Origin of the sequence: Burkholderia territorii (assembly GCF_001718335.1) — a bacterium.
In the GTDB taxonomy this organism is placed as follows: Bacteria; Pseudomonadota; Gammaproteobacteria; order Burkholderiales; family Burkholderiaceae; genus Burkholderia; species Burkholderia territorii.
In genome coordinates this window covers 1,553,662-1,578,649 of record NZ_CP013365.1, presented here as the reverse complement: position 1 = coordinate 1,578,649, position 24,988 = coordinate 1,553,662, and the positions used below count along the sequence as shown (strand labels likewise).

General features: G+C 66.9%; 13 protein-coding genes. 8 read left to right on the top strand and 5 right to left on the bottom strand.

Annotated elements, in window-relative coordinates; genetic code table 11:
- The first annotated feature begins 213 nt into the window (after positions 1 to 213).
- Complete coding sequence (locus WS51_RS06945; RefSeq protein ID WP_069229152.1) at positions 214 to 13,023, top strand: filamentous haemagglutinin family protein; 12,810 nt, start codon at positions 214 to 216, stop codon at positions 13,021 to 13,023.
- Positions 13,024 to 13,236: 213 nt separating this feature from the next.
- Here WS51_RS06945 and WS51_RS06940 read toward each other — a convergent pair whose 3' ends face one another.
- Positions 13,237 to 14,568: a substrate-binding domain-containing protein gene (locus tag WS51_RS06940; RefSeq protein ID WP_059868243.1), complete on the bottom strand. Its 1,332-nt coding sequence runs from the start codon at positions 14,566 to 14,568 to the stop codon at positions 13,237 to 13,239.
- Between the two features lie 645 nt (positions 14,569 to 15,213).
- On the opposite strand from WS51_RS06940, the gene gspF reads away from it, so the two are divergent.
- Positions 15,214 to 16,431: a type II secretion system inner membrane protein GspF gene (gene gspF, locus WS51_RS06935; RefSeq protein WP_059943259.1), complete on the top strand. Its 1,218-nt coding sequence runs from the start codon at positions 15,214 to 15,216 to the stop codon at positions 16,429 to 16,431.
- A gap of 8 nt (positions 16,432 to 16,439) precedes the next feature.
- Here the strand turns inward: gspF and WS51_RS06930 are convergent, their stop codons facing one another.
- Positions 16,440 to 16,883, bottom strand: coding sequence for a type II secretion system protein N (locus WS51_RS06930; RefSeq protein WP_081333550.1), 444 nt, complete (start codon positions 16,881 to 16,883; stop codon positions 16,440 to 16,442).
- 106 nt (positions 16,884 to 16,989) lie between these two features.
- Here WS51_RS06930 and gspH point away from each other — a divergent pair, with 106 nt between their 5' ends.
- The 5 genes from gspH (at position 16,990) to WS51_RS06905 (ending at position 20,442) form a co-directional block, all read left to right on the top strand.
- Positions 16,990 to 17,472 carry a type II secretion system minor pseudopilin GspH gene (gspH, locus tag WS51_RS06925; RefSeq protein WP_059507757.1) on the top strand — a complete coding sequence of 161 codons (483 nt, stop codon included), beginning with the start codon at positions 16,990 to 16,992 and terminating at the stop codon, positions 17,470 to 17,472.
- 159 nt (positions 17,473 to 17,631) lie between these two features.
- Positions 17,632 to 18,372: a TonB C-terminal domain-containing protein gene (locus WS51_RS06920; RefSeq protein WP_069228848.1), complete on the top strand. Its 741-nt coding sequence runs from the start codon at positions 17,632 to 17,634 to the stop codon at positions 18,370 to 18,372.
- A gap of 6 nt (positions 18,373 to 18,378) precedes the next feature.
- Entirely contained in the window at positions 18,379 to 18,927 is a 549-nt protein-coding gene (locus WS51_RS06915) for an RNA polymerase sigma factor (protein ID WP_059451052.1), read from the top strand.
- A gap of 11 nt (positions 18,928 to 18,938) precedes the next feature.
- Positions 18,939 to 19,934: a FecR family protein gene (locus WS51_RS06910; RefSeq protein ID WP_069228847.1), complete on the top strand. Its 996-nt coding sequence runs from the start codon at positions 18,939 to 18,941 to the stop codon at positions 19,932 to 19,934.
- 256 nt (positions 19,935 to 20,190) lie between these two features.
- Positions 20,191 to 20,442: a FecR/PupR family sigma factor regulator gene (locus WS51_RS06905; RefSeq protein ID WP_059507670.1), complete on the top strand. Its 252-nt coding sequence runs from the start codon at positions 20,191 to 20,193 to the stop codon at positions 20,440 to 20,442.
- A 196-nt stretch (positions 20,443 to 20,638) separates the two neighbouring features.
- Here the strand turns inward: WS51_RS06905 and WS51_RS06900 are convergent, their stop codons facing one another.
- The gene (locus tag WS51_RS06900; RefSeq protein WP_059507669.1) at positions 20,639 to 21,463 is read right to left on the bottom strand and encodes a hypothetical protein; all 825 of its coding nucleotides are present in this window, start codon (positions 21,461 to 21,463) and stop codon (positions 20,639 to 20,641) included.
- 140 nt (positions 21,464 to 21,603) lie between these two features.
- Between WS51_RS06900 and WS51_RS06895 the strand changes: the two genes are divergently transcribed.
- A complete protein-coding gene (locus WS51_RS06895; RefSeq protein WP_236872343.1) occupies positions 21,604 to 23,283 on the top strand; it encodes a type II toxin-antitoxin system Phd/YefM family antitoxin in 1,680 nt (559 codons plus the stop codon).
- Between the two features lie 58 nt (positions 23,284 to 23,341).
- Here WS51_RS06895 and gspK read toward each other — a convergent pair whose 3' ends face one another.
- Positions 23,342 to 24,337, bottom strand: a complete 996-nt coding sequence (gene gspK / locus WS51_RS06890; RefSeq protein WP_069228845.1) for a type II secretion system minor pseudopilin GspK — start codon at positions 24,335 to 24,337, stop codon at positions 23,342 to 23,344.
- Positions 24,338 to 24,370: 33 nt separating this feature from the next.
- The gene (locus WS51_RS06885) at positions 24,371 to 24,940 is read right to left on the bottom strand and encodes a hypothetical protein (protein WP_069228844.1); all 570 of its coding nucleotides are present in this window, start codon (positions 24,938 to 24,940) and stop codon (positions 24,371 to 24,373) included.
- Positions 24,941 to 24,988: the final 48 nt, after the last annotated feature.

Below are 24,988 nucleotides of genomic sequence, written 5' to 3'. Positions count from 1 at the left end.
AGATTCCGGTGGCCGGGTGTCGGCCCACGCGCAACGATCAGGCGCGGCAACGGATCGGCGTCGCTTGCGGCGCGGTCGTCGCCGAGCGCCATTTCAAAGGATTCGGGGTGAAGAATGGCAGCACGCGCACGCATCGCACGACAACCTGACGCGACGGGGTCGCGCTCCGTCCTGACATCGGAACTGCGGCCGCTGGTGCGTGCCGTCGCGCTGATGTTGCTCGCGGCAGCGTCCGCGCATGCGCATGCGGCCGGCATCATGAACCTCGGCGCGGCCACCGCGCGCGCGTCCGGCGGTGGCGCGGGCGGTGCCGGTGTGCCGGGCATGCCGAATCTCGGCGTGTCGCCACAGCAGGCGGCGCAGGCGAGCCAACCGTCGATCCGCAACCTCGGCTACGCCGCCCATGCGATCGCCGCGCAGATCGCCGCGCAGCAGAACGCGGCCGCGGCGGCGGCGAAGCTGCCTTCGACCGTGCCGAACGGGCTCGCGCCGGGCGGGCTGGAGGTGGCGCCGGGCATCGCCTTCGCGAAGGACGGCAACGGTAACCTCGTCAGCCAGAATACCGACACGGGCAATCCGCTGCTGTGGGTCAACGCGAATGCGCCGCAGCAGACGGTCGACAACAGCGGCCGCGTGAACGTCGACGTCAAGCAGACCGGCCAGAACGCGGTGCTCACGTGGCAGACGATGAACGTCGGCCGGCAGACGACGCTGAACTTCGATCAGTCGGCCGGCACGCAGACGAACGGCGCGAACAACTGGGCCGTGCTGAACCGCATCAACGATCCGAGCGGGCGGCCGAGCCAGATACTCGGCAACGTCACCGCGCAGGGCGCGGTGTACGTGATCAACCGCAACGGCGTGCTGTTCGGCGCGGGGTCGCAGGTCAACGTGCATTCGCTGATCGCGTCGTCGCTGAACCTGCTCGACATGAAGAACCAGCTCGTGCCGACGGCCGCGGGTATCGTCGCGAGCAATCAGCAGTTCCTGAGCCTGCCGGCGGGGACGACGGGCGGGCTGGCTTATCCGGAGTCGGGGAGTTCGGGCGGCGTGGCGGGCGCGGTGGGGCGCCCGAACGAGGTGCTCGGGCTAGGGAGCCCGGCGCTGCTGACCGGTTCGTACCAGGCGCCGGGCGACGTCACGATCGAGCAGGGTGCCTCGATCACGACGCACACGAACGGCACGGCGAGCGACGGCGGATTCGTGCTGGTCGCGGCGCCGAACGTGACGAACGCGGGCAGCATTTCGGCCACGGCGGGGCAGGTGGTGCTTGCGGCGGGCGTGGGCGTGAGCCTGCGACCCAACGGAAACGGGGCGACGGGCAATCCGCAGGTGCTGTTGCCCGAGTTGAGCGGGCAGATCGTGACCACGGATCTGCAGACCGGCAAAACGATCGACGTCACGCCGGCCGGCACCTTGACCAATACCGGCATCGTGCAGGCTGCGCGCGGCAACGTGAACCTGCTCGGCAGCCGCGTCGCGCAGAACGGCGTGGTGGGTGTCACGACGAGCGTGAACACGCCGGGCACGATCACGATTTCGACGGCCGACGAGTATGCGTCGAACAATCCGCTGGGCAATCCGTATACCGGCTCGACGCCGGTCACGGGCAACGGCGGCGGAGGCGACAACGTCAATCGCGCCGGCCTGCTGAGCTTCGGCCCGGGATCGGTCACGACGGTGCTGCCCGACAACAACGGCCAGACCGCGACCTCCACGCCCGGTACGACCTTCACGCCGGGCGGCATCACGATGACGGCCGGCTCCGTCTGGTTCCAGGGCGGCTCGCTGATCGAGGCGCTTGGCTCGAACGTGTCGGTGACGGCCTACGTGCCGTCGGTGGTGACGAACCAGGCACCCGGCCAGACCGCGGTGCCGGGCCGGATCTACGTGGATGACGGCGCGACGATCGACGTGTCGGGGCTCGCGGATGTCCAGGCGCCGATCTCGCAGACGCTCGTGACGATCGACCGGATCGGCCAGAACGAACTGGCCGATTCGCCGCTGCTGCGCAACAGTTTCCTGTTCGGGCTGAAGGGCGTCGTCGTCGACAGCACGCTGACGGGCACGCGCAGCGACGGCGTGCAGTGGGTCGGCAGCCCGATCCTGAACCTGTCGGGCTACGTGAACCTGATCCCGCGCACCGTCGACCAGTTGCTGACCAACGGCGGCACGATCACGCTGTCGGGCAACGAGGTGATGACCGCGGCCGGTTCGTCGATGAACCTGAACGGCGGATACGTGCATTACAACGGCGGGATGGTCAACACGACACGGCTCGTCGATGCCAACGGCGCGATCGTGCCGATCGGGCAGGCGAGCCCGTACGACAACTATGTCGGCATCGCCGGCCAGTTCGTCGAGAGCCATCCGCGCTGGAACGTGACGAAGTCCTGGTACAACCCGCTGCAAACGGGCGGCACCTACCAGTCCGATTACATCGTCGGCGGCAATGCGGGCACGCTCGACCTGTTCGCGTCGCAGGCGCTGGTGCTCGATGGCGACATCAGTGCGCAGGCGTTCGGCGGCGCGAAGCAGATGCAGGGCAACAGCCTGCCGTCGGGCGGCACGTTCAACCTGGGCGCGGACCCGAAGCTGGCCGGCGGCACGCTGGCCGGGATGGCCTGGAATGCCGCCGCCAATCCGCTGCTTCCGATCAGCGCGATCTCGGGACTGACGATTCTGCAGGACGACGCACCGCAGCTAGGCGCGTTGATGCCGGGCTTCTCGATCGATACGCCGCTGGACAAGAACGCTTCGGCGACGCTTGCCGCCAACGATCCGAACAATCTGCCGACGACGCGGGTCGTGCCGGTCGCGACGCTGAACAACGGCGGCTTCGCGAAGCTGAACGTGACCGAGGACAAGAATGCGGGCAAGGGCATCGTGGTCGCGCAGGGCACGCAGCTGAACCTTCAGCCGGGCGGTGCGATCTCGCTGAACAGCCCGGCCGTCGGCGCCGACGTGAATGTCGCGGGGCGGTTGTCCGCACCGTCGGGTTCGATTTCGATCACGAGCGGCGGCAATGTCGTCGTCGGGCCGCAGGGCGCGCTGAGCGCGGCCGGCCAGTGGGTGAACAACGACGTGCAGGCCGCGCCGGGCACGGCGCCCGGCAACAGCCAGTTCATCAACGGCGGCAGCATTTCGCTGTCGGCGACGCAGGGATCGACGTTCGTCGACGGCAACGCCGTGGACGCGACCGGTTCGATCCTGCTGCAACCGGGAAGCGTGCTCGATGTATCGAGCGGCGGCGAAATGCTCGCGAACGGCCAGTTGCTGATGCAGAACGGCGTGCCGGCAGGGCGCGGGGGCAACGTGGCGTTGCAGACCTATGCGGTACCTGCGGGCGGTGCGCAATTCGGTCATACGACCGACGGTGGTGCGAACCTGCCCGGCACTCAGCCGACCGCCGGCACGATTGCCATGGGTGGCACGATCCTGAGCGAAGGCTTCTCCGGCGGCGGCACGCTGACGCTGAATGCGCTCGGCTTCCGGATCGGCGGAGATCGCGCGGCGGCGGCACCGTGGGATGTGTATCTGCCTGAAGGCTTCTTCTCGCAGCAGGGCTTCGGCAAATACGTGTTGAACGCGTACTACGATTCGACCATCGCGCCGGGCGCAACGGTTGCGCTCACGCAGAAGAACCTGCTTCCCGACGTGTTGGCACTTCAGCGGACGAGCTCGGGTGCGAACCTGTCTGCCGGCAGTCTGACGACGGTTGGTCAGCTTGACGCATATCACCGGCAACCCGCAGGGCTCGAGCTGACCGGCGGTAACGCCGTATCGTGGCTGACGGCGGCGAGTAACGGCGTGATTCCGTCGTATCCGGGCGTGACCGGCGCGGTCACGCTTTCGGCCGGTGCGTCGATCGATGCGGACGCCGGTGCGAGTATCGTGCTCGCGTCGCCGAAACAGGTGACCGTGCTCGGCTCGGTGGTCGCGCCGGGCGGGTCGATCGTGCTGAGTGCGGATACCGGAGCCACGACCGCCCAGCCGGGGCAATTCAATGTGTTCACGCCGAGCAACAGCCGCTCGGTATGGCTCGGGGCCGACGCGACGCTCGACGTATCGGGCGTCGCGCTCGCCAACCCGCTTGCCGCACCGGTGAAGATTGGCGCAACGACGGTCATGCCGAATACCGGCAAGGTGCTGCCGGGCGGTTCGGTGACGCTGTCGAGCGATACGGGCTACGTGGTCGCGCAAGCCGGCTCGAAGATCGACGTATCGGGCGCATCGGCGAACTTCGATCAATTGCAGGCGAACGGCACGTATGCATCGCACCCGGTATGGAGCGACGCCGGTTCGATCACGCTGTCGGCCGCGTACGGGCTTTTCGCGGACGGGACGCTCAGCGGCCATGGCGGTGCATCGCAGGCGCGCGGCGGCACGCTGACGGTTCTGCCGCATCAGAACGGCAATGCGTCCGGCGCGACCGCGCTCGTCGTCCGGCAGAGCGGTGCGCTCGTGCCCGCCGGCCTTGCGCCGGGCGAGGATTTCCCGACGCCGGTGGATCCGGCCACCGGGTTGCCGAGCGGTCAGCCGACCGGCGTGATCCAGTTCTCCGCCGATCGCCTGAATGGTTCGGGGATCGCGAATCTCGTGCTCGGCGACAGCACGCCATCCCCGATTCCGGCGCCGGTACCGACGATCGCATTCGCCGGTAACGTGAACCTCGCGCTGCCCGAGTCGGTAACGCTGAATACCGGACGCATCGCCGCGATCGGCATGGACCAGTTGGCGACGCTCCTGTCGACCCCCGCCCAGCCGAGCGGCGGCCCTTCCGCGCTCGACATCCTTCTGTCGCAGCCGCCGGCCCATCCGCTCGGCACGAAGGTGACGATCAACGCACCGTATGTCGCGCTGGCGGGACCGGTGGCAACGTCGTCGACGCCCGCGTTCGCGCCGGTCGCGACGCGCTCGGACGCGACGCTGAACGTGAATGCGTCGTTCCTCGATCTGCGCAATCAGTTCCAGCTCAACAACTTCGGTCAGGCAAACCTGAACAGTCGAGGCGATATCCGCCTGAGTTCGACGAGTGTGTCGCCGACGAGCAATGTGCTGTCGCCGGGCGTGCTGTATACGCCCGGCAACGTCACGTTCAACGCGGCCAGCTTGTACGCTGCCACCGGCAACACGTTCATCATCGACGCGGTCGGCCCCGCCGATCCGGTGACGGGCACACTCGCTCCGACCTCCGTCACGTTCGGTTCGACCGGGTCGTCCGGCACGCCGCTGTCGGCCGGCGGCACGCTGCTCGTCGATGCGACGAACATCGTGCAGGGCGGCAACGTGCGTGCGCCGTCCGGCGCGCTCGTGTTCGGCGTCGGCGATCCGGCGAACAGCGCGACGCAGAAGCAGTTCGGCAACCTGCCGCTCGTCGCGACGGATTCGGTGACGTTCGCGAACGGCAGCGTCACGTCGGTTTCGAACGGCGGATCGATCATTCCTTACGGCACGACGGTCGACGGCGTCCAATGGCAGTTCAATCCGCTCGCGGGCGCGACGGCTTCCAACCTCAATGCGCCGCCGGCGAAATACATTGGCGTGAACGGCACGCGCGTCGCGCTGAACCCGGGCGCGACGATCGACCTGTCCGGCGGCGGCGACCTGCAGGCGGCCGAATGGGTGCCGGGCACGGGCGGCACGCGCGACGTGCTGTCGCAATACAACGTGAGCTACGCGAACGGCAAGGGTGCGACGGCGGTGCCGGTCAATGCGGGGGCCGGCAGCGTCTACGCGATCGTGCCGGGCAAGCAATCGCCGGTCGCCGCTTACGACCCGTCGTTCGCACAGACGGTGCAGCCGGCCGTCGCGGGCAACGGCACGGCAACCACCACGACCGCGACGCTCGGCGTCGGCCAGGCCGGGATGAACGACGCGATCGGCAAGGCCGTCTACCTGTCCGGCGTGCCCGGCCTCGCGGCCGGCTACTACACGCTACTGCCGGGCAAATACGCGACGCTGCCGGGCGCGTATCGCGTGACGGTGTCGAGCACGGGCGGCAACGTCGTGCCGGGCGCATCGCAGGTGCTGCCGGACGGCACCGTGATGACGGCCGGCTACTTCGCCGATGCGGTGACGGGCGGCCGCAGCGCGACGCCGACGCTCTTCAACGTGCAGTCGGGCAAGGTGTGGCAGCAATACTCGCAATACACGCTGAAGGGCGCGAACGACTTCTTCACCGCGCAGGCCGCGAAGCAGGGCAATGTGACGCCGCCGCTGCCGGTGGACGGCGGTCAGCTCGTGCTGGCCGCGACCAAGGCGCTCACGCTGGGCGCGACGCTGAACGCGGCGGCGGGTGCGGGCGGCGCGCCGGCCGAAGTCGACGTCGCGTCGCAGGACATCCAGATCACCGGCAACGGTAGCGCGGCACTGCCCGGCTATCTGCAGATCGGCGGCGATGCGCTCGATTCGCTGAACGCGGGCAGCCTGCTGATCGGCGGCACGCGCGCGGCGACGACGAAGGGCGTGACGATCACGCCGATCGCGAACAGCGTGGTGGTGTCGAACGACGCGAACACGTCGCTGAAGGGCCCCGAGATCCTGCTCGTGACGAAGACCGATGCAACGGGCACCGATCCGAACGCGGCGAACGGCCTGCGCGTGGACGCAGGCGCGTCGATCGCGGCGGCGGGCGATTATCCGGCGGCGAAAGATCAGCCGATCGCGATCGCCGGCGACGGTGCGCTGCTGCGCGTGTCGAACGGCGCGATGGCGCCGCTCACGCGCACGGGCGGCACGGGTGCCGGGTTGCTGACGGTTGGCGCCGGAGCGACGCTCACGGGCGGGCAGGCGCTGATGCTCGATTCGTCCGGGGACCTGAAGGTCGACCCGAGCGCGGTGCTGTCCGCGAAGGCGATCACGGCCGACGGTTCGGCGATCACGTTCACCAATGCGAGCGGCGCCGCCGCGGCGAACCTGCCGGGCTTCGTGATCGATCCTGCCGGCCTCGCGCAGTTCGCGAATGCGGATCTCGTCACGCTGCGCAGCTACGGTGCGATCGGCTTCGTCGGCGACGTGACCGCGACGTTCGGCAAGCGCGTCGATCTGAGCGCGGGCACGTTTGCGAGCGACGGCGGCCACGTGACGCTGAACGGTCAGCAGATCGCGTTCACGAACGAGACGGGCGCGCCCAGCGGCGCGTCCGCGTCGGGCAACGGCACGTTGACGGTCAACGCGAAAGAGATTGACCTCGGCACGGGCACGAAGACGCTGAACGGCTTCTCGTCGGCGAACCTGACCGCGAGCGGCGGCATCGTCGGGCAGGGCACGGGGACGTTCGATTTCGGCTCGCTGCCGGTGACGCTGAGTGCGCCAGTGTATCTCGCCGATACGAGTTCCGCATCGACCGTGAAGACGACCGGCGCGCTGACGCTGAACGGCGCGGCGGGCACCGCATTGACGAAAACGGCGGTCGGCGGCGCGTGGAAATTCGTCGGCGGCACGCTGGCCGACAACGGCGCGACGATCGCCGCACCGGCCGGCAACGTGAGCCTCGACGCGACGGCAGGCAACCTGACGATCGGCAGCGGCTCGACGGTCAGCTCGGCGGGCGTGTCGAAGCAGTTCTTCGATGTGACGCAGTACGCGCCGGCCGGCTCGATCACGCTGACCGCCGATGCGGGGACCGTCGATGTGCAAGCGGGCACGACGCTCGACTTCTCGGGCGCGAACGGTGGCGGCGCGGCAGGCAGCCTGACGCTGTCCGCGCCGAAGCAGGTCGTGAATCTGAACGGCACGATCAAGGGCGGTGCGGCGAACGGCTACGCGGGCGGTTCGCTGTCGCTCGACACGGCCGGCGCGGCCGATCTGGATTCGCTCGCGAAGACGCTCGCATCGAGCGGCGTCAACCAGTCGATTTCGGTGCATACGAAGTCGGGCAACCTGACGCTGTCGGCCGGCAATGCGCTGACTGCGCGCTCGGTATCGCTGACCGCCGACGGCGGCGCGGGCAATGCGCGGGATACGGCAAATGGCAACGTGAACGTGCTGGGGACGATCGATGCGTCGGGCAAGGCGGGCGGCGAGATCGACCTGTACGGCCGCAGCGGCGTCGACGTGGAGGGCACGCTGCTCGCGCGCGGCTCCGATCCGACGCAGCGCGGCGGCAAGGTCAACATCGGCACGAGCGCGGTGTTCGATCCGACCGTCGCGAATCCGTACAACGCGACCTACGGCTACGAGAACATCGATCCGTCGCGTTCGGGCGCGATCCGGGTCGGCGCGAATGCGCTGATCGACGTATCGGGCGGCACGGCAGGCGGATTGTCGGGCGGCACGGTGAATTTCCGCGCGCCGCTGCTCGCGGACGGCAGCGTCGACGTCCAGTTCCCGACTGAATTCAACAGCGGCAAGGGCATCGTCGGTTCGCGCGCGACGACGCTCGAAGCGTATGCGGTGTGGAGCACGACCGACGCGTCGCCGGGCGGGCAGCATTTCGACGGCATCGTCGATCCGGCCGGCTGGTACGACGGCAACGGGCATTTGCTGGCCGGCACGTTCACCGCGCAAGGCACCAATCCGCCGACCTTCACGTTCGCGCCGGATGCGAACGGCGACGGCGGCGGCACGCTGACGAACAACGCGACCGGCGCGCAGGTGACGCTGACCGGCAGTCAGAGCGATCTTGCTTCGTTGTACACGGGGATCCCGTCGATCGGCTTCCCGGGCATGGACAGCGCGTACTTCGTGCCGACCACGGCGAACGCCGATCACCAGACGTTCTACGGCGGCCAGATCGTCAAGGCGAGCGACGGCACGCTGTCGATGACGCCAGGCACGCTGATGGGATTCATCCAGAGCGGCCTCGGCGCAAACGGGCCGACGCTGCAGGGATCGACGGCGAACATCGCGAATTTCCGCGTCGCGCCCGGTGTCGAATTCGACAACCCGAGCACGGCGATCAACGGCGGCAATATCTCGATCCTGTCGAACTGGAATCTCGGCGCGGGGCTGCCGAACAACAGCGGGACGATCGTGCCTTCGTATCGGTACAACGGCACGGTCGCGCCGATGCTGACGTTCAGGGCGACGAACAATTTCGATGCGCAAGCGAGTATTACCGACGGGTTTTTCCAGAATCAGGTCGCGACGATTCTGGGGGCGGCGGGGAGTGCGACGGCTACGGGGACGTATGCGGGCGCGCTGGCGTTGTATAACAACCTGATGTCGCTTGATGATCCTGCATCGGTAACCGTGCAGTTCTACAACGGGACGAGTCGGCCGCTGGCCTCATCCGCCGGCGATCAAAACGATCCGCTGTATGACCCCAACGTCTCGTTGAGTGCGCCGTTGACGAATCAGGCGGCTCAGTATTATTCCAACTATATTGAGTATGCGAATTCGTGGGGGACGTATTACGGAGATTGGGCGAGTGGAACCTACACGTCTCATGTCTTGCCTTATAGTCCGTTAAATAAGTCTGCGCCGGTTGTTTCGGACTATTCGTCGTATCAGCAATATCTTGATGCATATCTGACGCCTCTTCCTTTTTCTGGGTGGTTGGCTGGCTATACCAAACTTTCTATCGTTGGATTCGTCAAAAATGGTGTGACGGTTATTCCAAAATTTGGAACGCCGACGCCGCCAATTGCATCGACACATGCGGAAGACTACAGCGCCTATATAAGCATATATAACGGCTACCTTGATCGGGTAGCTCATACGACGACCATGCCTTCTCCTCTCTTGCAACCACAGGGAGTTTACAGTTTCTTCTTTGCGCCCACGGCACCGTTGTCGATTCCATTTTCCGGGGTGAATATTGGGGTGTTGTCCGGTAATCTGCCCGCTAACATTGCCACGGTAAATAATCCATTGCCGATCAGCTTTGCGGCACTGTTGGGTGGCCAGAGTTCGTCGTATCGCATCGTCGGCGGTGCCGATCCCGCCAGCGCGAATCCGCTTGCCGTGCAGCCTGTCGCTGCATTCGCCGCCGGCAGTGCGCCGGCCGGCAACGTGACGTTGAACCAGCACACCGCTTACGTCGATTCGAACGGATTGACGTTGTTGCAACCGACAACGATCCGAACCGGCACCGGGTCGATCGATATCGCGGCCGGCAATAACTTCACGCTGGCGGATACGACTGCACCGGGCGTCGTGTATACGGCGGGTGCGCCCACGCAGGGAAATCCTGTGTTGGGTCTTGCCACAGCGGTCGCTCATGGCAGCGTGCCAGGTCTGCAAGACATACTGGTCACACCGACCGTGAATCCTGATTCGGCCGGCGATATTTCGCTCCACGTGCAGGGCGATATCAACGGTGTCCAGAGTGTGACCGACGCGACGGGCGCCGTGACGGGAGCGGCAGGCAACAGGATCAGCCAGTATTGGTGGCAGTGGATGCAGATCACGCCGGGAACGACCAACGACGGTGGAACCATCGTTGCTCCGTTGACCCAGTCTTCGATTGATTTCGGCGCGTTTGACCAAGGTGTGATGAGCGTCGGCGGCAACGTGTCGATCAGTGCCGGCGGCAATATCTCGGATCTGGCCGTGTCGTTGCCGACCACGTGGTACCTGGACGGAAACAATAAACCTGTCACCGTCGGCGGCGGAAATCTGACGGTGCACGCCGGCGGCGACATTTTGAGCGGCGACTACTTCGTCGCCAAGGGAACGGGGAGCATATCGGCAAGCGGGAGCATCGGGTCGGATATTGCCGCGACGTCGTGGACGCCTGGGGCGGCACCGATCGCAGTGTCGACGGTACTCGCGACTCAGGACGGGATATTCGACGTTGTCGCGCGCCGGGGTGTGGATATTGGCGCGGTGCTGAACCCGTCCTACTCGAACAGCTATACGCAGAGCGCAGGGCTGCCGACTAGCATCGTCAATCTTTTCAGTTACGGCCAGTACGCCGACAGCCAGGGTTACGGGCAGACCTCCGCGGTCAACGTCTTGTCCACGACCGGCGATGTCCGGCTCGGCACGCTCGGCGGCATGTTGACCGGCGCGAACGGCGTGCTTCCCGCCAGCATCAATTTGACCGCGTTCAACGGCGCCATTGATGTTCCATCGGGAGGCGTTCTCTATCCGTCGGCCGTCGGCCAGTTGAATCTGGTTGCGGATCAGTCGGTGTCCCTTTCCAATGTATCGTCCAACGCGACCGGTGTCGCATTGCCAAATACATTTGGCCTGTCCGACGCCGATCCGTCGCAGATGCCTTCGCCGACGAATCCGCAAGCCACGATTCCGGCATTGACGGATACGACGCTCGCTGCACATGCGCTGACTGCGCTCCATGATGGTGACTTGCAGCCCGCGCGCATCTACAGCCTGAACGGAAGCATCGTGAACGGCACCGTCGATACGTCCGATGATGGTGACGGCTTTTATCGGAACCTCGTCACGCTGTCGATCGACAAGCCGGCGTTCATGCAAGCCGGGCAGGATATCGTCAACCTGGCGTTCTGGGGGCAGAACCTGCGCAGCTCGGACACAACGCGTATCGTGGCGGGGCGAGACATTTACGACACGCCGATTCCCCACAACGGTGGTGGTGCAGTGCCGGTGTTGTCGGTCGGCGGCCCAGGCTGGTTCGACGTGCAGGCGGGACGCAACATCGGCCCGCTGACGAGCCAGGCCGAGTTGTACAACCAGCAAGCCAATACCGGCGGCATCGCACACGTTTTCACGGGCATCGACGCAGTCGGCAACGCAAACAATCCGAACCTGCCGCACGAGAGCGCGAACGTCAATGTGCTGTTCGGTGTCGGGCCGGGCGTCGATCTGCCGGGATTCATCGCGACTTATGTCGCGCCGGGCAGTGCGGTTGCCGGCGTGCCGAGCGCGGCGCCTGCATTGATCGCGTTCATGGAGCAGTACGACGCGGGACTTGGTGTCGATACTGGATTGCAAGTGGACAAGGACAACGCACTGGCGAAGGTCGGCTCGTTGACGGCCGATGAAGCATGGAAGCAATTCCAGGCGTTGCCGTCCTACGTCCAGCAAATCTTTGCGGAAAAGGTGCTGTTCGGCGTGCTGGCGCGAGTGGGCGCGGACTTCAACGATACATCGAGCCCGTACCACGGCCAGTACGCACGAGGCTATCAGGCAATCAATACGCTGTTCCCCGCGTCCTATGGCTATACCGCGAACAATCTCGGTGGCGGTTCAAACGGCGCGAACAAGTCGGTCAGCACGGGCGATCTCGACATCCGAAGCACGACGATTCAGACGCAGCAGGGCGGCGATGTCACGATCCTCGGGCCGGGCGGGCAGGCGCTCGTGGGTAGCACGACGGCGCCGCCGCAGATCGTGGACAGCAGCGGCAATGTTGTAGCAGGCCCGGGCACGATGGGGATTCTGACGCTCGAGAAAGGCAATGTCGACCTGTTCACGGATCAAAGCGTGCTGCTCGCGCAAAGCCGGATCTTTACCGAGCAGGGCGGCGACATGACGATCTGGAGTTCGAACGGCGACATCAACGCGGGCAAGGGCGCAAAGACGTCCGCCGATACGCCGGCGCCGCAGTATGTTTGCGATGCCAACCATTACTGTACGGTCGATTCGCGTGGTCAAGTGACGGGGGCGGGCATCGCGACGCTGCAGAGCATACCGGGCGCGCCGAAAGGCACGGTAAATTTGATCGCGCCGCGCGGTACCGTCGATGCGGGCGACGCCGGCATTCGTGCCGGCAACCTCAACGTTGCCGCGTTGCGCGTGGTGAATGCGGACAACATCCAGGTGACGGGCAAGGCAACCGGCATTCCGCTTGTGCAGGCGGTGAACACCGGCGCGCTGACGGCCGCGAGCTCGGCGGCATCGGCGGCGAGCCAGGTCGCGCAGGATATCGCGAAGAACAACGCATCGGGTGTCGCGCCACGTCGCTGGACGATCAGCGTGCAGGTGGAGGGCTTCGGGGATAACGGCCCGGATGGCGGCGCGAAGCGGCACAAGTCTGCACAGGTCGGCTACGATTCGTCGAATTCGGTGTCGCTGCTCGGGTTCGGTGCGGCTGGGCCGACCCAGCGGACGTTGCTCAGCAAGGAGGAGCTTGGGAAGTTGAACAGGTTCTGAAAGCGGCTGATTCGATTGCGTCGAATGGAAATCCCTCGCTTTCTTGTGTGCGAAGCGGGGGATTTTCGTTTCAAGTTTCCGGATCGAACAGGTTCTGGATAGTGTTGCGATTGTCGGCGACCGGCCGCGCGATGGTGGCGCTGCATAAAAACCGGCCTCGATTGCTCGAGGCCGGTGGGCGGTATTGCTGCGAGTCAGAGAGTTTGTTGCTGACTATCGGCCGGTGACGACGGCACAGGTCGACGCGTCGTTGATATCGAGCCCATACCCGCTGCTGTTGCTCAGGAAATCGGCAACAATCGCGGTCTTGAAGCCCGACGGGACGGTGTCGAAACCATTGCCGTGCACGACCGATGCGTAGCTGGCGTTCGTGTAGTGATTATTCAGGAAGCTCTGAACGTTCGACGCCACCGTGGCGTTCGCATAGCACTGGCTCAGGATGATCTGGCTCGTGCCCGAAACCGGGTAGCCGGCAGACGGGTTGGCCAGGGCGGTGTAAGCAGTGCCGGAAACCGGTACCCACTGCGTCGGATCTGCTGCAGCGGTCGAGGTCGACGGTGCCGAGATCGTGCCGATTGCCGTCGTCGCGTTCGCGTACGTCGGAGCGTAGTACGCGTTGGCCTTCGTGTTGTAAAGGCTGGCGAGCGGAAGCTGCAGCGCGCCCGACGACGTCACGACCGCGCTTTGCGATGCGATGTACGTGTTCGTGTAATCCGGGCTCAGGTACGCGACAGCGGCCGTGCCGGCCGACGACAGCGACGTGAGCGAACTGCGGACGCCGCCGCTGCCCGATGCCGCGATGAAGTTCGACGGCACACCCGTCGGGAATGCCGACGTGTTCGCGAAGGTCAGCGAATCGATGAACTTGACACCCGAAGCCGTGTTGGTGGTCGTGCAGACTGCGGCGAGGTGGCGGGTCAGCAGTTCGGTCGTGCCGCTGCCGTCTGCGCGATAGACGACCTTGATCGGCGCATTTGCCGTATAGAAGCTCTTCGTTTCGGGGTTGGTGACCTGGTTCCAGTTCGTCAGCTTGCCCGAGAAGATGCCGCACAGATCGTCGTCGTTCAGCGCGATGCTGTGTGCCTGACCCGGCGTCGTTTGCGGCGTGGTCGTGCTCGTCACGGTCGGGCCGTTGACGACCGGCACCGTGATCGCGGTCACGATGTACGGGATCTGGATCAGCGGGCCGCTGTTCGAGCCGACCGTGCTTGCGTTATACGACGTGACTTGCGCGGTCGTGAGCGCGGCATCGCTGTTCGCGAAGTGGACCGTGCCCGTGACACCCGAGCCGAAGTACGTCGGCTGGTTGTTCAGGAACGCGTTCTGGCCGGCGCCCGAGCCGACCGAGTAGTACGTGAACGTGCCGTTCGCGGTGCCGTACAGGCCGATTTCGCCGGAAGCCGGCGAAGCGGCGCCGATCGTCGGCGCGACGAGCGACGAACCGCCACCTTGAATCACCGGGCCTGCGGCCATCGCGAGCGATGCGCCCATGCCCGAAACGACGAGAGCCAGGACCTGACAGATCTTGCGCTTGCTGGATTTCATGAGAAATTTCCTTGGACGAAGATAAACGGGAACCCCTGCTACTGCGGTTGGAATACGTGTGGACCGCCGGGTAAATGTAGGTGGATTTCCGAATGACGCGTGTGAATTTTTCATAACGAATGGTGCGTAACATTTCGATCGACCGAGGCATTGCGTTATTGGAATTGGTAAATCCGATATTCGGAGGATATTCAATGCTCATCGGGCATCCCGGATATTGGGATGTGCTTGAGTGCAGCGGGAGCCGTGGGCGGCGCCTGGAGCAGGGCGGCCGTACAAGTCGAATCGCCCTAGCCCAACTCCAAGTCAGTTTCGTGGCGGATGCTACGGAACATTTCGCACGTTATCCATTGGATGATGTTTTTGTCGCCTTGTTGAAATAGGCCGCGTATTCACATCGGGTAATCAACGAAATAATTATCGAACGGTTAATGTTTGAACGGATGCAAATGCCATAAACGATGAAATCGTTTCTGCGTCATGTGAGAAATATCCGTGAGTAATAAAGCCCGCTCGAAAAGGTAGCCCAACATCCGTCATAAATTTGCGCCGGTTCGATCCTTAGTCTTTCCCGGGCGACTCCCTCCGCCACGCCGCGCGCAGTCATCGAAGGACGCAGTCGCGCACGTGACAGGAGACTCCGGCATGTCGGCATTCCGCTACGAAGCGATCGATCCCACCGGCCGCACGCTGAAAGGCGTGCTCGAAGCCGACAGCGCGCGCTCAGGCCGCAGTCAGTTGCGTACGCAAGGACTCACGCCGCTCGTCGTCGAACTGGCTGCGCAGCGGCTGCACGGCGAGCGCCATCAGCGCCTGTCGCTCGGCCGCAAGCTGTCGCAGCGCGAGCAGGCGATCATCACGCGCCAGCTCGCGAGCCTGCTCGTCGCGGGGCTGCCGCTCGACGAATCGCTGTCGGTATTGAGCGAACAGGCGGAACGCGAATACGTGCGCGAACTGATGGCGTCGATCCGCGCGGAAGTCGTCGGCGGTCATTCGTTCGCGAACGCGCTGACCCAGCATCCGCGCGATTTCCCCGACATCTATCGCGCGCTCGTCGCGGCCGGCGAGCATACGGGCAAGCTCGGCGTCGTGCTGTCGCGCCTCGCCGATTACATCGAGCAGAGCAACGCGCTGAAGCAGAAGATCCTGCTCGCGTTCACGTACCCGGGCATCGTCACGCTGATCGCATTCGGCATCGTCACGTTCCTGCTGAGCTACGTGGTGCCGCAGGTGGCGAACGTGTTCACCAGCACGAAGCAGCAGTTGCCGACGCTGACGGTCGTGATGATGGCGCTGTCGGATTTCGTGCGTCACTGGTGGTGGGCGTCGCTCGCGGCGACGATCGCGATCGGCTATGCGATCGGCAACGTGCTGTCGCGCGACGGGCCGCGCATGCGCTTCGACCAATGGCTGCTGGGCGCGCCGCTCGCGGGCAAGCTGGTGCGCGGCTACAACACGGTGCGCTTCGCGAGCACGCTCGGCATTCTCACTGCCGCCGGCGTGCCGATCCTGCGCGCGTTGCAGGCGGCCGGCGAAACGCTGTCGAACCGCGCGATGCGCGCGAACGTCGACGACGCGATCGTGCGCGTGCGGGAAGGCTCCGCGCTGTCCCGCGCGCTGGCCCATACGAAGACGTTCCCGCCGGTACTCGTGCACCTGATCCGCTCCGGCGAGGCCACCGGCGACGTGACGACGATGCTCGATCGTGCATCGGAAGGCGAGTCGCGCGAGCTGGAGCGGCGCACGATGTTTCTGACGAGCCTGCTCGAACCGCTGCTGATCCTCGCGATGGGCGGCGTGGTGCTCGTGATCGTGCTGGCCGTGATGATGCCGATCATCGAGCTGAACAACATGGTGCAGTGATGCGCGCGTCAGCGCACGAACGCGTTGGCCTTCTCGGTGGCGGGCAGCGCGATTTCGCGTTGCAGGCCGTTGCGGTCGACGACGATCGAGCGCGCGCGCACCTCGGCGAGCTTCGCGGCTTCGCCGATCGCGGCGCCGAGCGACACCACGCGCGACCCATCGCCGCCGACGCTGACGATCGCGGCCGCGCGACGCGCGTCGAACGCGAGCACGCCGAGCAGGTGGATCGCGTCGCGGCCGTTGTCGGGTTTCGCGCCGAAAAGTCGTGCGCCGGCGGTGACGTCGATCGGCACGGGCGGTGCGGGCGCCGCAACGGGCGTATCGGCCACGGTCAGCACGTGCGCGGCCCACAACGACACGGCAACGAGCGCGCCCGCGGCGGCGAGCGTCGCGGCAAGCGGCACGAGACCGGCGCGGGACGCCACGGTACGGAGCAGGGCGAGCGGTTTCATGACGATCGATCGGTTCGGATGACGGAAGACGCTTTCCATTCTTCGACGCAAGGGTGAATGCATGATGACGGGGCACGATGAAACGCGAACATCGGATGCGGCACGCGTGCGGGAAAACGTGCATCGTCGCCCGCAACGCGGCTTCACGCTGCTCGAGATGCTGGTCGTGCTCGTGATCGTCGGGTTGCTGGTCGCGGTCGTCACGCTCGCGCCGTCGCGCAATCGCCGCACCGATCTCGCCGAGGAAGCGCAGCGTCTCGCGAACCTGCTCGAATCGGCCGGCGACGAGGCGCAGGTACGCTCGATGCCGATCGCATGGCAGCCGGTCGGTGGCGGCTACCGGTTCGTGCAGCGCACCGCGAACGGCGCGTGGGCACCGATGACCGACGACCTGTATCGCGCGCGCCGCTGGGGCACCGAAGTGACGGCCGTGTCGGTGCGCTACACCGGCGGCGGCGACGCACCGTCGCGCGTCGTCCTCGGCAATGAGAGCATCGACGTGCCGGTGACGATCACGCTATGGTCGGGCGACGTGCGGATGGCGGTCGTCGGCACGGGCATCGGCAACTTCGTCGTGCGCCGGCCATGAGCGATGCGATGCCTCGGCCGTGCATCGATTCGTTGCGCTGCATGCTTCACCTGACTGTCACAGTGCCCGATCACAATCTGACGTTCGCTTGCGACCGAACCGCTCACGGGGTGCGCGTTCCGGCACGCAGCGTGCAACTCCACTTCCGATCAGGGATTCATGACTCGTTCACGGGCGCCGACCGGTGTCCTGGCGCTCGTCGCGTGGCTCGTATTCGTCGTGCTCTGCATGCGCGACGCATACGCGCAGGAGACCGGTTCCACCGGCCGCGCGCCGGGCAGCGTCGTGCATTTCGATCTGCCCGCGCAGCCGCTCTCGAAGGCCTTGCAGGACTTCGCGCGGCTCACCGAGCTGATCGTGCTGGCGCCGGCGCCGCTGCTCGACGCGCGCACGAGCGCGCCCGTGCAGGGCGACTACGTGCCGCGCGACGCGCTCGAGCGCATGCTGGCAGGAACGGGGTTGCGTGCGGAATTCTCGCGGCCGGACGAAGCGATCATCGTCGCGCAGCCGGCCGCCGACGCGGTGCCCGCCACGGCCGACACGCCGGCGGACGCCGCGCTGCCGATCGACGGGATCGGCGATTCCGGCGAGCGGCGCACGTTCGCGGGCGTGCTGCAGGCGCATCTGATCGATGCGCTGTGCGCGCAGCCGGCGGCGGTGCCGGGCAGCTATCGACTCGTCGCGCAGGTGCGCATCGACAACAGGGGGGCGGTGGTGGCGGTCAACATGGTGGCATCGAGCGGTTCGGCCGCCCGCGACGCGGCGGTGATGCGCGCGCTGCGCGCGCTGAAGCTGGACGATGCGCCGCCGGCGGACCTGCCGCAGCCGGTCACGATCCTGTTGCGACCGGCCGGCAACGGCGTGCACTTCCGCTGTCCGCCGACGGCGTCGCGAGGCTAGCCCGCCATGTCCGACACCACCCGCACCGGGCTCAGGAAGCTGCTGGCGACGCGCTATGCGTATCTGGTCAGGCGTCTCGAACGCGTGACGGGGTCGAAGGACGGCGCGGCCGATGCGCTGCACGAGACGTGGCTGCGCCTCGAGAACGCGAATGTGTCCACGCAGGTGACGAACGCGGACGCCTATATACTCGGGATGGCGAACAATGTCGCGATCGACCAGCATCGCCGCGAGCGCCGTCATCTGCACGACGACGATGTCGAGACGCTGCTCGAGACGCCCGACGAACTGGCCGATCCCGAGCGGATCGTCGCGGCGCGCCGCAAGGTCGATACGCTGAAGGACGTGCTGCGCGGGCTGCCGCCGCGGCGCCGCGCGATCCTGCTGGCCGCGCGCGTGGACGGCCTGCTGAACCGCGAGATCGCCGAGCAGTTCGGCATTTCGCTGCGGCTCGTCGAAAGCGAGCTGAGCGCGGCGATGAAGTACTGTCTGCAGCGCATGCAGGAAGATGGCGACGCGTACACGGGCTCGCGAGGCGGGCCGCGTAAATTTTGAGTACCCGGACGATGACGAAAGCCCAGGCAGAACCCGCCCACGACGCACTCGACGAAGCGAGCGCGTGGCTGCTGCGTCTGCGCTCGGGCGAGGCAAGCCAGGCCGAGGCCGACGCATTCGCGCGCTGGTGCGCCGACCGTCCGCAGGCGGCCGCGCTGTTGCGCGACACCTGGGGCTCGCTGCGCACGGCGGCAACCGAACTCGCGCACGAAGAGCGCACGGCCGCTGCCTGGGCAGACGTGGCACGGCGCGAGCGCACGATGCGCACGGGCCGCCGCGCGTTCATCGGATTCGCGGTGGCGGCCGGCGCGTCGTGGCTCGCGGTGCGTCCGCCGCTGCAGCTGTGGCCGTCGCTCGGCGATCTGGCCGCCGATTACCACACCGGCACCGGCGAGCAGCGCAGCGTCGCGTTGTCGTCGCGCGTGACGGTGGCGATGAACACGCAGACACGCGTCGACGTACTGCCCGCAAGCGATGCGGCGCACGGCATCGAAGTCGTCGCCGGCGAGGCGGAAATCGACGCGGCGACGCCGCCGGCCGGCCGCGCGACGCCGATCCAGCCCGTGACCGTGGTCGCAGGCAAGGGCCGCATGCAGGCGACGGTTGCGCGCTTCAACGTGCGGCGTACCGGCTCGCAGGTGTGCGTGACCTGTCTGTCCGGCACGGTCGCGCTCGCGCATCCGCGCGGCCCGCGCACGCTGAAGACGGACGATCAGGTCGTCTACGACGATCGCGGCGTGCAGCCGGTGACGCGAACCGATCCCGCCGCGATCAGCGCATGGCGGCGCGGGATGCTGGTATTCAACGGCGTGCCGCTGTCGGATGTCATCGACGAAATCAACCGCTATCGTCCGGGCCGGGTCGTGCTGCGGCGTGCCGCGCTCGGCGCGAACCGGATGCAGGCGCAGTTTCCGATCACGCGGCTCGACGACGTGATCGACATGGTCGGCCGCCTGTATGGCGCGCACATCACGCGGCTGCCCGGCAATATCGTGCTGCTGAGCTGACCGGCTTTTTCCTCTCTTTCACTTTCTCCTTCTCCCGTGTCCCGCCGGCGATCCGTTCGCGCGGCCGCGGGCTACCCGCGTACTGCGGGTTACGGCCCTCCGATACGACCTGATCAATGAGGGCCGGCAAACGCCGGGCTGCCGCTCGCGGCGGCCCGGTGGAGCGTCGTCGGATCCGAGGCGTGGGTGGCAAGCGCCCCGGCCGCGCAGCGGTGCGGGGGATGGGTGTCGAAGGAGCTTCGGGCGGTGGCGTGACATGAACGAATCGCAACGGGATGCGGATTCCGGCGACGCGAACACGCGCGCCGACGCGATCCGCGAAGGCGCGGTGCGCTGGTTGTTGTGGCTGCGGGCCGGCGATACGACGGAGCGCGAACTCGCCGCGTTCCGGCGCTGGTGCGCGCAGAGCGACGAGCATGCGCGCACCGTCCGCGAGCTGATGTGGATGTGGGCGGTGCTGGAGACGGTCGGGCGCCAGGAACCGGGCGGGCCGCCGCGCACGCACTGAGCGGCCGAACGACGCGGGCATCGCGGCGCACGGCGGAATCGTTTTCATCCGCGCGCATCCGGGTGTCGCAAGAAATTCTGCGGGTTACGCGCGCCCGCTTCGACCTTGTATACGAGAGAGCGAGGGGGCCGTGGAGCGGAACCGGGGGCCGAGGCCGGCCTGCAGATTGCCGCCGGCATGCGGCGACGGCCGGCGATCAGGATGCCGCGTCGCCGTCGCGGCCCGCACGGGCGCCGCGCCAGGCGGCGTCGAGCGGGTCGTCGGTGTCGCGCAGCGGTTCACGCAGAAACGGAAAGCGTTCGTAGAACGGTGCGGATTCTTGCAAGGCCACGATATGGTTGATCATCCATTGCAGCAACTCGCCGCCGTGCCGGACCTGTTCCGGGCGCCAGTCCGGCATCGTCGCGAAGAGGGCCGCGAAGCCGCTCCAGCGCGACGGACGATCGTTGTCGCCGGGCCGGAAATACGTGTTCATCGCGACGTCGTTCGCGTCCGTGAGCGTGCCGACGAACAGCCCGCGGGGTGTCGGTACGCCGATCTGCTGCCAGTGTTCGGCGATCGCGAGCGAGCGCATCACACGCGCCGTGACGAACGCGATGCGGGTTTCGTGCTCGATGTCCGCCAGCGTCATCACGCCGTTGCGCTGCATGCAGCGCGCGACCGCATGCGGCCGAATCGCGTTCGATGCGAAGCTGCGCAGCACGAGGTCGGGTACCGTCAGCTGCAACTGGAATTCGCGCAGCCCGTGCGCGGCGCTCATCGTCGAGAAGTTGACGAACAGGCCTTCGGCACGGCCGAGCACGCCGACGAACGGCTCGAGGCCGAGGCGCGCGAGCCTGGGCGCGATCTGGCGCGCAAGCAGCCGCATCAGGTTGCGGCGGTTGCGCACGCCGGTGAAATCGTCGAGGGCGCGCGTGACGAGGTCGCTGATCTCCCAGCGGCGTTCGTCGGCGAGCAGGCGCGGCGAGCGGCTCAGGTCGAACCGGGCGCGGCCATGCGCCACGCGTGGATCTACGTACATGCCGGGGCCTCGTGCATCGATTGCGGACGGAGCGCCGCGACGGCATGCGGCCGTGCGTGCCCGGTTGCCCACGATGCTGCGGCGTCGACGGTGGCGCGTCAAGTGCGTTCGCGCGGTGACGGCCGGTTGCGGACCGGTCGTTGCAAACGACACGGGGTGTCCCGATGATGCGCGCGGTGGTGGAACGCTTCGTCGAGCAGAGTCCGATGGCGATCATGACGCGGCTCGTGCTGCAGTGCGCGCTGCACGACGACTGGCTCGACACGGGCGCCGGCACCGACGGCGAATCCGACGACGAACCGATCCGCGAGGCGCTGTTCGCGCTAGCGGTCGACGCGATCGCGGCGATCGCGGCGCGCGCGCGCGCGCCGTCCGACACGGCGGGCTTCGCGCCGACGGGCGTCGGGGCCGCCGTCGCCGCGCTGCACGACGGGATGAGCCGGCTGCGCGCCGGCTGGGGGCGTGCGCTCGTGAAGGACAGTGCGGAGCTGCTGCTGCCGATCGCGACGGCGCGTGCCGACGACCGCGGGTTCGGCGGAATGCGGCTGCGCGTGCTCGATGGCGCGGGCGGCGCATGCACGCCAGGGCTGGCGGCTTGCGATTGCGGGCGGGCTTGCGACGATCCGGTGCGCGAAGGGGGCGTCGGTGCCGTCGGTGCGGGCACTCGCGTGTTGCCGGTCTTCGATCCCGATCTCGGCTTGGTCGTCGACCTGTTGCCCGTCGAGCGCGGCCGGCAGCATGCGCGCGCACTCGTTGCGGCACTGCTTGAAACCGTGCGCCCCGGCGAGCTGTGGATCGTCGACGCGCGCTTCGATGCGGATACGATGCTGTCGAGCTGGCCGCGTCGCGGCGGTGCGTTGATCCTGCGCGAGTATGCTCGAGCGAGCGTGTGCCGCCCGCTCGGTGAATGGCATCGCGCAGGCATGTTCGACGACGGGATCGTGCACGAACAACCGGTTGGCATGACCGGCGACGCTGGAGCGCACGATGTGTTGCGGCGAATCGAATGGCGCCGCATGGCAGCTGACGGCGAACCGGGCGACACGGTGACGCTGCTGACCGACTTGCCGCCCGAGCAGTTCGATGCGGTGCGGATCGTGCAGCTGTCGTGCCGCCGCTGGCGCGACGCATTGCCGTTGCCGCTCGAACCGGTGCTGGAAGGCGCGCCGTTCGGCGACGCGCCGGCGCGTGCGTCGCTGCTCGCATGCGGAATCGCCGCACTCGCGTATAACGCGTTCAGCGTGATGACGCAGCTGGTCGGCACGGTGCTCGATCTCGACGTGCGCGACGCCGAGCGTCTTCCTGCGCATATCGCCGATGGCGTCGCGTCGATCTACGCCGGGATGATGATCGCGCTGCCGCCCGATTGGTGGCGCCGCTACGACCGGTTGCCCGCAACCACCCTCGGGCAGATCGTGCGACTCCTGGCCGTGCATGTCGATCCGCGCAGCGAGCGGCGCAGGCGCCGCGACAACCGGCTGTCGGCGAAATCGCAGACATTGTTGCGCGCGGCGACGCTCGAGCGGCTGCTGCACGACGACGGCGACGATGCCGCCGCGAACGTGTTCAGCCTGCGCACGATCGCGATGGCGACGCGCGACTTCAGCAGCAATCCGTCGAAGGCGCTCCGGCACGCGGCCGAGGCGCTGGTGATGGTCACGAAATACAACCGGCCGATCGCGTTGCTCGTGTCGATCGACGACTGGAACCGGCTGCTCGGCGAAGTGCGCGAGACGAGCCTCACGCGGCTGACGTTCGATTGCGCGGTGACGTCGCAGGGCACGCGCGCGGTCGGGTTGAGCGAGTCGTCGATGGCCTAGATCGTCCATCCGCGCTGCGCTGCATCGACGTGAACGCAGGCGACGCGCGTACAAGTCTTCAACTCGTCAGCCGCCGCACCCAGATTACCGACGTCCACGTGAAGTTGCCGCTGCCGTAGCGCGCGATGAGCGTGTCGACGCGCGCGTTGATCCGAGCCGAATGCACGCGGCAATGCACGATGAAATACCCGCTGCTGACGCCTACAGCCGAGCCGTCCGGCAGCGTCGGATTGCCGCCCTGCGCGGGCAGCAGGTACTCGGCGATGTCCCCCGTGCTGACGAAATACGCGCTGCCGCGCCGATCGACGAGCCGCTTGGCCTGGCTCTTCGACAGCGTCGGAATCGCGGCGACCAGCACGGGCTCGGCCGCCGTGTTCGCGTTCACCACCGTGAGGTCGGGCAGCACCGTCACGTATGGCGCGAGTGCGTCGATCGCGCGCGTGTCGTAGCCGGGAATGCGGGCGAGATCGTCGACGGTCACGAGCTGCAGCGGCCAGCCGTCGGGGCCGTTGGTCTCGCGTAGCGAGCGCAGCATGTAGTCGGCCGTCTGTTGAGCGAGCGCCGGGTCGAGCCCGAGCTCGCCGAGCAGGCGCCGGTAGGCGAGCACGCCTTCCGCGTTCGCCTGCCAGGGATTGCCCGGCGCGATGCGCGACACGAGGTTCATCAGGTTGAAGCGCGCTTGCGCATCCTCGACGTTTCCGGAGATCGATGCGCGTGCAAGCTCCGCGTTGACCGCGACCGCATCCGGCGGCAGCAGGTCGGACAGCGGCACGTCGGCGAACGGCGCCGACCAGGGCTGGCCCTCGAACGTGACGTTCGACGTCGCATTCTGCGCGCGCAGCGTCGCCCGCGCCCATTCGACCGCGGCGCGCTCGACCCACATCGTCTGTGTCGCGAGCCGCTGGTTCTCGACGTCGCGCGTCGCGACCTGCTGGCGCCACAGCACGCTGGCCGCAAGCGTGGCCGCCAGCGCGACGACGAGCAACACCGTCACGATCGCGATGCCGTGTGCGCGCGCCGCGCGTGTCGCGCCGGACCTTCCGTATCGATGCATTCGCGTGCCCCCGCTATATGGGCGCGGCCGCATTTACGCCTCGAACGCCAGCCACGCATGCGCGATGCTCGCATGCGCGGATGACGTGACGCCGAACATCGCGGCAAGGCCCGCGACCCAGACTGCGACAGTCGCAGGGCGTGCGTCGTCGGCTTCGACCGCGAGCGGGCCGACCAGCGCGGCGATCGAATGCGAGCGCCACAGCAGCAGCACGAACAACGTGCAGCCGATCGCCATTGCAACGAAGAACATGAACAGCGCGACCGTCGAGCGTCGCGTGAACGGCACGCGGTGATGACGCTGGTTCGTCGCAACGATCGCCAAGCCGTTCGCGACCGGCACGATCGCGATCGCAAGCGTCCAGAACAGCGGCTGATCGCTCGACGCATTGATCAGCAGCAGCGTGCCGATCGTCCAGGTCGGCGGAGCCAGCAGCGTGAGCACGCACCACGACAGCAGCTGCCACGCGAGCCACGGTGCGCGCCAGCGCAACGGGCGGCGCGGCATGGCGTGACCGGCGGCGGCGTGCAGCGGGTTCGGCGGCGCGGCGGTGCCGGACAGCCTTCCGGCGAGCCAGCGTACGAGCATCGTGGCAAATGACATGGATCGGACCTCGTCGTCGACGTGTTTTTCTCATTAGTTAGGACGGAA

Coding starts and splice junctions, on each gene's coding strand:
- WS51_RS06945 (WP_069229152.1), top strand. CDS start 214: ATGTTGCTCGCGGCAGCGTCCGCGCATGCGCATGCGGCCGGCATCATG.
- WS51_RS06940 (WP_059868243.1), bottom strand. CDS start 14,568: ATGAAATCCAGCAAGCGCAAGATCTGTCAGGTCCTGGCTCTCGTCGTT.
- gspF (WP_059943259.1), top strand. CDS start 15,214: ATGTCGGCATTCCGCTACGAAGCGATCGATCCCACCGGCCGCACGCTG.
- WS51_RS06930 (WP_081333550.1), bottom strand. CDS start 16,883: ATGAAACCGCTCGCCCTGCTCCGTACCGTGGCGTCCCGCGCCGGTCTC.
- WS51_RS06920 (WP_069228848.1), top strand. CDS start 17,632: ATGACTCGTTCACGGGCGCCGACCGGTGTCCTGGCGCTCGTCGCGTGG.
- WS51_RS06915 (WP_059451052.1), top strand. CDS start 18,379: ATGTCCGACACCACCCGCACCGGGCTCAGGAAGCTGCTGGCGACGCGC.
- WS51_RS06910 (WP_069228847.1), top strand. CDS start 18,939: ATGACGAAAGCCCAGGCAGAACCCGCCCACGACGCACTCGACGAAGCG.
- WS51_RS06905 (WP_059507670.1), top strand. CDS start 20,191: ATGAACGAATCGCAACGGGATGCGGATTCCGGCGACGCGAACACGCGC.
- WS51_RS06900 (WP_059507669.1), bottom strand. CDS start 21,463: ATGTACGTAGATCCACGCGTGGCGCATGGCCGCGCCCGGTTCGACCTG.
- gspK (WP_069228845.1), bottom strand. CDS start 24,337: ATGCATCGATACGGAAGGTCCGGCGCGACACGCGCGGCGCGCGCACAC.
- WS51_RS06885 (WP_069228844.1), bottom strand. CDS start 24,940: ATGTCATTTGCCACGATGCTCGTACGCTGGCTCGCCGGAAGGCTGTCC.